Origin of the sequence: Donghicola sp., assembly GCF_025210255.1 — a bacterium.
In the GTDB taxonomy this organism is placed as follows: domain Bacteria; phylum Pseudomonadota; class Alphaproteobacteria; order Rhodobacterales; family Rhodobacteraceae; genus Donghicola; species Donghicola eburneus.
Map to the genome: position 1 here is coordinate 1 of NZ_JAOARZ010000041.1, position 3244 is coordinate 3244.

Sequence of the window (3244 nt, forward strand, 5' to 3'; positions counted from 1 at the left end):
AAGGCGCGGAAGCCCCCATCCTGCCTATGCGTGATCGCCGATACCTCGAAGGACGCGGCCTGACTTTCGTCGAATACCGCGAAGGAGCGCAGACCGGTGTAATCCTGCGAGGCTATTGCCTACCGGACGGCAAATATCAGGTGGCACAGGCCGACATCCTGATCCTGCTGCCGCGGGGCTATCCGGATGCTGCGCCGGACATGTTCTATGCGCAGCCCTGGCTGACACTGGCCCTTTCGAGCCGCTACCCGCGTCAAGCCGACCAGCCGCTGATCTTCAATGGGCAGCGCTGGCAGCGTTGGTCGCGGCACAACAGCGACTGGCGTCCCGGCACCGATGGTATCTGGACCATGCTTAAGCGGGTTGAGACGGCGCTGGAGATTGCGGCATGAGCCGCCTCGATTTCACCTTGCAGGAACGTCACGAAGCCGAGCTTCGGGCGCTCCTGCACCGCCCCGATGGCCATGAAGCCGCAGCCTACGTGCTTTATGGAGTGAGCCGTGTCGCGATGGACCCTTGGGATCGCCAATCCCGTTTGCGACTGACGTCCTACCGCGTGATCCCAGTTCCGGACGAGGATCTGATTTCGGCCAGCGACAAGCATGTCACTTGGTCAACGAAATCGTTTCTTGACCTGTGTCGTGTGGCAAAAGCAGAAGGCCTGATCGTCGGCATCGCCCATAGCCACCCGGGCGGGTATCCCGAATTCTCCACACATGTCGCTTTGCCTTTAAATCTGAGACATGGCGCTTTGAGCGTCGAGTTTTGTCCTTAACTGTGAGATTCGGCTGTCTTTGGTCCTGTGCTTCTGGCGCGCTGTTGCGCAACATGATCAACTGCGGCAAGCAGACGTGGCTCTCTCTCGAAGGCGCGCAACAGAGCAATTCTTACATAGTCGTCGGCACCGGCGCTGGATATGGCCGCTTTTATCAGCGGACGAGACTGGGCCGCAGCGATCGCCGCAAGGCAGAACAGCCTCACTTCCGGTCTGGGGCTCTGAAGAGCGAATAACGGATCCCCGCGGACGGCCTTGAGCGACATGCCAAAGGTGACCGCGCGCATCGCACGTCGAAGTAGGTTGGGGCGGTTTGACGTCGCTGCGTGCTCAAGCAGCCCTGCCCCGCAGCGCGCACGGTCTATCAGTTTTTCAGGCAACTTTTCGTCACCGGGCTTTGCGAGGCTCCGAACAAGTAGGGTCCCGCAAAATTGGCAATCAAATGCCCAGGATCGCCGCCAATGCCTGAGCGAGAGGCCGCGTCGGGAACACTCGGGGCAAGACTGGAAAGGAACTTGCGCTGTGAGCATCATCTCCATTTTCGTCATTGCCCTAAAAGTCATTGACTGCACGGTGTCGGGATCGACACGCGCAGCGATAGATATCTTTTCCGCATCGGCCGCCTCAACGTCGAAGTCCAGGGCGGCGCCATGTCGTGTATCGATCTCGATATGGGCCAGCAGTTCCGCGTCATTACAGTAGTTGGCCGCAGCCAGCCGAGACAACCAACCTGACAACAACTCGTCTGGCAGCGGCGCGACAGTCTTTGGCAGCGGGCGCGGCTTCACACCCGGGACTTCTCGAGCCGCCGCCCAGCGGACGCGTGACGCGACCAAACCGGCGTCCATTTTGCGATTGCGTCATCGGTGATGCATTCATCACCAGTGACAATGGCGTCGATGGAAAGATCCTTGATCAGGGCGAAGATGCGCGAGGTCACCCCACCGGTCAGTGCAAGCATCTGCTTGAGCGACTTGACCTTCAGATTGGATTTCTTCTCGAGGGGCATTGCCGCGATGAGTGTTTGAATCATGTCCGAGAACTCGGCATCGTCGCGCCAGTTTGGCAGGTGATGTTCGTCCAGCCGCCTGGCAAGCTGGAGATCACCACGGATGGCATCGACGGCCTCGCTGACCCCGAGGCATACCAGCGACACTTCGAGTTCATTGCTGAGATACCGCAGAACATTGAGAAAGCGGCGCTGTTCGCGGTGGGTCCCGGCCAAAAGATTGTGGACCTCGTCGATCATGATCATCCGCAGGCCAAGGTCGCGCAAGAGTGCGATGACACGGACTTCGAGGGAAGCCACATTTTGAGCGCGGGCGCTCAGTGCCGTCGCCGGGGCGCCGACGGCGGCCAAGATGTGCAGATAGAACCGCCGTTCGTCGGGTGCGGGCGGCGCTTGCAACAGCAGAAGCGGTGTGCGCGTGATGCCTGACGGCGGATCGTATTCTGGTGCGTACTTGCGCGACAGGTTTCGGGCGATCATCGTCTTTCCGATCCCGGACGCGCCATGCACAAGAAGGCCAGGCATACGGGTTTGCCTTGGCGCCTCGATCATACCCTGCAAACGGTCCAGCACTTGTTCGGCCCGCGGAAAGCCGATCCAAATGTCCGATTGAATGAGGGCGATCCGACCGTCTTCCTCAGTTGTCCCTGCCGTCAATTCACCATCTCTCTACCTTGAACAATGGGCGCGATGTATCACCCGTATCGATCGCGCGCAGCCCTTCGGTTGTCGCGACAGCCGAGTTGGCGCCCTCCAATGTCCCTTTTCTTTCACGGGATCGGCGTTCGGCCTTCGTGAGGCCCCGGCTTTCAGCTTCGATCTGGCGTTGCTGTCGGATCAGCTCAGCCAGGACCAGCTCATTGGACCCGGACTTGCCAAGTGCACGGGCCTTCCTCATGGCTTCGCGATATTCCCAGAGCGGCACGGGCGGAATTTCCAGGTTTCTGTAACGCGCCTCAACATATCGGCCATCGTCCAATTCGACCCAGATCATTGAGATATCGCGAGGGTCGTAGCGAACGACCACCTTCCCATCGCTGCGCCCAATGTGGCCTGCAAGAGCATCCGACCAGTACCGTATCTGAAACAGATGGATGCCGTCACGCCTGACCTTGCGCAATTCGCTCGGCAAGAAGCTCACCCGAAAGGCTTCCATCTCGAAGGGGATGTCGCCCATCATTTGCTCTGAGAGCGCCTCCCATTTGGCGACGGGCGTACAGCCAAGACTTGAATGAATGCTGTTGTTGTAGCGGCAGATTTCCAGGGCAAACCAGCGATCGAAGTCGCCTAAAGTCATCGTGGCCATGCCTTCGGCATCGTAGTCGCCCTTGGCCACGACCGAGGATTGCGTTGTTCCAGGCAACAGGTGCACGGCCCCCATCATCGTGCCGATCAATCGTTCGATGTGCCCTCCGAAATGAGGACTGCCTGGCGGCCGATAGACCAGATCGATCCCCCAT

General features: G+C 59.5%; 5 protein-coding genes. 2 read left to right on the forward strand and 3 right to left on the reverse strand.

Going from position 1 to position 3244, the window contains the following annotated elements; translation table 11 throughout:
• Together N4A58_RS18300 and N4A58_RS18305 are read left to right on the forward strand one after the other, a co-directional pair.
• Window positions 1-392, forward strand: a 392-nt coding sequence (locus N4A58_RS18300; protein WP_293712387.1) for an E2/UBC family protein, incomplete at its 5' end; no start/stop codon positions are given.
• A complete protein-coding gene (locus N4A58_RS18305; protein WP_293712390.1) occupies window positions 389-775 on the forward strand; it encodes a Mov34/MPN/PAD-1 family protein in 387 nt (128 codons plus the stop codon). The genes N4A58_RS18300 and N4A58_RS18305, both read left to right, overlap by 4 nt.
• Here N4A58_RS18305 and N4A58_RS18310 read toward each other — a convergent pair.
• The 3 genes from N4A58_RS18310 to N4A58_RS18320 all read right to left on the reverse strand — a co-directional run.
• Window positions 772-1563, reverse strand: a complete 792-nt coding sequence (locus N4A58_RS18310; RefSeq protein ID WP_093037357.1) for a TniQ family protein — start codon at window positions 1561-1563, stop codon at window positions 772-774. The two genes, N4A58_RS18305 and N4A58_RS18310, sit on opposite strands and share 4 nt — an antisense overlap.
• Window positions 1560-2441 carry a TniB family NTP-binding protein gene (locus tag N4A58_RS18315; protein WP_093037101.1) on the reverse strand — a complete coding sequence of 294 codons (882 nt, stop codon included), beginning with the start codon at window positions 2439-2441 and terminating at the stop codon, window positions 1560-1562. Before N4A58_RS18315 ends, N4A58_RS18310 begins: the two co-directional genes overlap by 4 nt.
• 1 nt (window position 2442) lies before the next feature.
• The coding region (locus tag N4A58_RS18320) for a Mu transposase C-terminal domain-containing protein (RefSeq protein ID WP_293712407.1) at window positions 2443-3244 on the reverse strand (802 nt) is incomplete at its 5' end.

Excerpts from the sequence above, each read along its gene's own strand:
- N4A58_RS18305 (WP_293712390.1), top strand. The coding sequence starts at position 389 with ATGAGCCGCCTCGATTTCACCTTGCAGGAACGTCACGAAGCCGAGCTT.